Annotated in this window: 1 protein-coding gene and 1 pseudogene; both read right to left on the reverse strand. The window is 48.6% G+C overall.

Features of this window, described 5'->3' with window-relative positions:
- Nucleotides 1-464, reverse strand: a pseudogene (locus tag QU605_RS15200) (hypothetical protein); the annotation flags it as partial.
- 26 nt (nucleotides 465-490) lie between these two features.
- The coding region (locus QU605_RS15205) for a T9SS type A sorting domain-containing protein (RefSeq protein WP_289726188.1) at nucleotides 491-4593 on the reverse strand (4103 nt) is incomplete at its 5' end.

Raw genomic sequence — 4593 nt, forward strand, 5'->3', positions numbered from 1 at the left:
ATGTGCAAAGCATGACTGGCATCCGGAGCGACTTCAGCATAGGCGTGGGCGGCCTCCAGGGCCAATGCGGCGTGCTTGGGGTCGTCGTATGAATGAATGGTATAGTGCAGCGCCCCGGGATGGTTGGGGTTTTCCGCTAGAATACCCAGGGCTATTTTAGCGCCCTTTCCATATAACTCCTCATCCCGGCCATCGGGAACAGAGCCCAAAAGCGATAGCGCATAAAACGCGGCCACCTCGTGGTTGTCCGGGTATTTTTTGGAAAGTCCCTCCATAAAGCTGGCGTAAGCTAAGTCCCGCTCTGGTTTTTCAGTTTCGGGTTGAAACAGGATCTCAACTGCCGCGATAAAATCCCGTTCCAGTTCTGTTGCGTTTTTATCCATGTCTATGGCATCCAGTTTTTTCAACACCTCCGCCCCTTCATCATAATCTTGTTCATGCCACAAGCTATGATTGTGGGACATGGCTTCCCCCGAAAAGGGGAAGTCTTTTATTCCCTTACTACCCGCACAGATTTATTTTGAGAACCAGCACTTAACCTAACAAAGTACATTCCCGAAGCAATATCACCAGCAGAGAATGCCAAATTGTTTTCTCCCTTACGCAAATTATGGATACCACAATTCTTAATCATTCTTCCATTAGCATCAAATATCTGAATCAAGTATTGAGCATCATCCGCAATATTTACATTCAAATTCAATTCCTGCTTAAAAGGAACCGGATAAGCTTTGACTTCCATGGCCTCTTGATAAACTGATCTGGCCGTTGTTCCTTCAGGACAAACCTCTGCATGCAGAATCACGTAGAAGCCATCGACAGCATTATTGACACTAATTCCTGTGAATGTATGCTTCGTAAATTCATTGCCTGGTTCATAAGCATAAGGGTACTGCCCTGGCGCAACTGTTGGGGAACCATTATTCCCTGTGGGCAATTTGTCCGTGCCTGCGTACAGTTGCGTTACGGTCATAATTACTCCTGGAACAGTGCTTACCGTCACGTCTATACTGCCATTGAGATATGTGACCTCGACCTCCCCGATAAGGGCGCCTTTCGTAATATCACATTGAGCTGCCGCGGCATACAAATCCATGGTGGTAGTACCATCGGTGGCAGGAATTAAATTGGTCCATCCCCATCTTGGAGAATCGAACCCAGAGATATCTTCAAAGCATATGGCATTGCTGCTAGTCAATTTGGCAAACGCTGTTTCGCACTTATCGATCGAGCCGGTACTGCAGTTAAGGTCTTCATCTATATCGCCGTCACCATCATTATCGACCCCGTCACAAACTTCTATATCACAAGCATCAGGAGTGCCATCGCCATCGGTGTCCAAATTATCGTCACCTGCAGAGCAGATGTCATCACAGTTCTTAACCCCATCACCATCATCATCACCGTCATCATTGCAGGTGTCACAAGCGTCAGGAGTGCCATCGCCATCGGTGTCCAAATTATCGTCACCGGCAGAGCAGATGTCATCACAGTTCTTCACCCCATCGCCATCATCGTCGGCGTCATCACTACAGGTGTCACAAGCATCAGGAGTACCATCGCCATCGGTGTCCAAATTATCGTCACCGGCAGAACAGATGTCATCACAGTTCTTTACCCCATCACCATCATCGTCACCGTCATCATTGCAGGTGTCACAAGCATCAGGAGTACCATCGCCATCGGTGTCCAAATTATCGTCACCGGCAGAGCAGATGTCATCACAGTTCTTCACCCCGTCACCATCATCGTCACCGTCATCATTGCAGGTGTCACAAGCATCGGGAGTACCATCGCCATCGGTGTCTAGATTGTCGTCACCTGCAGAGCAGATGTCATCACAGTTCTTAACCCCATCACCATCATCATCACCGTCATCGCAGTTATCGCATCCATCTGGTATTCCATCATTGTCCGAATCTATGGTATCATCAAATCCAGCACACTTATCAATACAATCAGGCACACCATCCATGTCCGTGTCAATTCGATCGTCACAATCATCAAAGCAGTCTGCCACACCGTCATTGTCTTGATCGAAGCCCTCGTCAATCATTCCATCATTGTCATTATCCATTCCATCACAAACTTCCTCTTGGGGTTGGGAAATGGTTACATTACATTGGGAGGTGGCCCCTGTGGCGTCGGTTATGGTCACATAATGGATTCCGGCGGTTAGTTCCCTGTTTTCAGATCCTGTAGTGCCATCATCCCATTTATATGTATAGGGATGATAACCTCCATTGCCCTGAACACTGGCCACGCCATCATTGCCGCCAAAGACTGTGACGTTACTGATTAGGGTGGTCCAACAGTTCAGCTCCTTAGCGATATCAACCTGGCAAGTGGTCTCACATCCATTGGCGTCTTTTACGGTGACCGTATGCATGCCATACGTCAGGTTATAGGCCGTTTGCGTAGTTTCCCCGTTGTCCCAATGGTAGGTGAAAGGGGCGGTACCCCCCATCAGATGTACCGTAGCAACTCCATCGGATGTATGATGGTTCGTGGCCAATTTATCCTGCTTGATGCTGCTGGTAAATTCATCACAAACTTTCTCTTCAGGCTGGGAAATTAATACGCTGCATTGTGAAGTAGCGCCTATGGCATCGGTTATGGTCACATAATGGATTCCGGCAGTAAGTCCTGTGTTCTCAGATCCTGTAGTGCCATCATCCCACTTATATGCATAGGGACGATAACCTCCATTGCCCTGAACACTGGCCGCGCCATCATTACCGCCAAAGACTGTGACGTTACTGATTAGGGTGGTCCAACAGTAAAGCTCCTTAGCAATATCAACCTGGCAAGTGGTTTCACATCCACTGGCGTCTTTTACGGTGACCGTATGCATACCGTACGTCAGGTTATAGGCCGTCTGCGTTGTTTCACCATTGTCCCAATGGTAGGTGAAAGGGGCCGTGCCCCCCATCGGATATACCGTAGCAACTCCATCGGAAGTAAGATGGTTCGTGGCCAATTTATCCTGCTTGACGCTGCTGGTCAATTTATCACAATCATTGTCGTTTGGTTGTGAAATATCCACACTACATTTCGAAGTAGCACCTGTGGCATCGGTTATGGTCACATAATGGGTTCCGGCAGTAAGCCCGTTGTTTTCTGACCCTATGGTCCCATCATCCCACTTATATGTATAGGGTCGATAACCTCCATTGCCCTGGACCTTTGCGGCTCCGTCATTACCCCCATAGACTGTAACATTGCTGATTGGGTTCGTCCAGCAGTACAGCTCTTTAGCAATGTCTATCTGGCAAGTGGTCTCACATCCATTGGCGTCTTTTACGGTGACCGTATGCATGCCATACGTAAGGCTGTAAGCCGTTTGAGTAGTTTCGCCATTGTCCCAATGGTAGGTAAAAGGAGCAGTGCCACCTATAGGATGTACCGTAGCAACTCCATCGGATGTAAGGTGGTTCGTAGCCAATTTATCCTGCTTGACGTTGCAGGTCAATTTATCACAGTCAATTTTGCTTGGCTGAGAAATATCCACACTACATTTCGAAGTGGCGCCTGTGGCGTCGGTTATGGTCACATAATGGGTTCCGGCACTAAGCCCCTTGTTTTCTGACCCTATGGTCCCATCATCCCATTCATATGAATATGGGCGATAACCTCCATTGCCCTGAACCCTGGCCACGCCATCATTGCCCCCAAAGACTGTGACGTTACTGATAAGGGTGGTCCAGCAGTACAGCTCTTTAGCGATGTCTATCTGGCAAGTGGTTTCACATCCATTGGCATCTTTTACAGTGACCGTATGCATACCATACTTCAGGCTAGAGGCCGTTTGAGTAGTTTCCCCGTTGTCCCAATGGTAGGTGAAAGGAGCAGTGCCCCCCATCGGATGTACAGTAGCAACTCCATCGGATGTAAGGTGGTTCGTAGCCAATTTATCCTGCTTGATGTTGCAGGTCAATATTATCGGAACGGTCAGTTTAAGTACTTTATCTGCCTCACAATCCTCACCTTCCACGGTAACCATGGTACTCCCATTATCAGCATAATAGGTGACTTGATTTACCGGCCAGGTATAGGATTCCCCGGCGCACAGCGTAATCTCATCGATGTGTGGATCTGGCTTTTCATTGACAACAATGGTCAACTTTGCTGGGTTTGCACACTCACCTTCAGCTGGGGTAAAGGTATATTCGGTGGTTTGAGTATTGTCTAGTGCAGGGCTCCAGCTACCTGGAATACCGTTGCGAGAGACCGTTGGAAGTGGCGCAAGATAATCCCCTTCGCAAATAGGACCAACAGGATCAAACGTAGGGTCAACTTTGTCCGTTACCGTAATGGTCAACTTCGCCTCGTTCGCACATTCCCCGTCTGCAGGGGTAAAGGTGTATTCCGTAGTCTGAGTGTTGTCCAACGCTGGCGACCATGTACCCGTAATGCCATTGGTGGAGGTTGTTGGCAAAGATGCCAAATCCCCTCCTTCGCAGATAGGCGCAACCGGGTCAAAGATAGGATCGCCTTTCTCGTTGATGGTCACCGTCATCGAATCATTATCCCCAACACAGGGACCATCAGGGTCGCCCGTAGTCCAGGTAAGCACTGCGCTACCTGCAGCTA

The organism is Robiginitalea aurantiaca, from assembly GCF_030380815.1.
GTDB classification, from domain to species: Bacteria; Bacteroidota; Bacteroidia; order Flavobacteriales; family Flavobacteriaceae; genus Robiginitalea; species Robiginitalea aurantiaca.